The 249-nt window shown below is 69.9% G+C and carries 1 protein-coding gene; it reads right to left on the bottom strand.

What is annotated here, in order from left to right:
• Nucleotides 1-249 (bottom strand): LLM class flavin-dependent oxidoreductase (locus tag SB749_RS20290; protein WP_410711897.1); only part of this gene is annotated, 249 nt, incomplete at both ends.

The raw sequence follows: 249 nt of genomic DNA, 5'->3' as shown, positions 1-249 counted from the left end.
CGAGCGGCCGCCGCTGATGTGGTCGAGCGAGGCGAACTTGCGCGCCACGTGGTACGGCTCGTTGTAGGTGGTCGAAACCGTGGCGATCAGGCCGATTTTCTCGGTCACGGCGGCCAGCGCCGACAGCAGCGTCAGCGGCTCGAAGTGGTCGCTGCGCGCGGTGCGCGACAGCGACGCCAGGTCGGTGTTGCGCACGCCGACCGAGTCGGCCAGGAAGATGGCGTCGAACTTGGCGGCCTCGGCGCGACG

It is taken from the genome of Brevibacterium sp. SIMBA_078 (genome assembly GCF_046534565.1).
GTDB lineage: Bacteria > Actinomycetota > Actinomycetes > Actinomycetales > Brevibacteriaceae > Brevibacterium.
The sequence above is the reverse complement of the archived record's forward strand: the minus strand, read 5'-3'. Positions and strand labels throughout refer to the sequence as shown.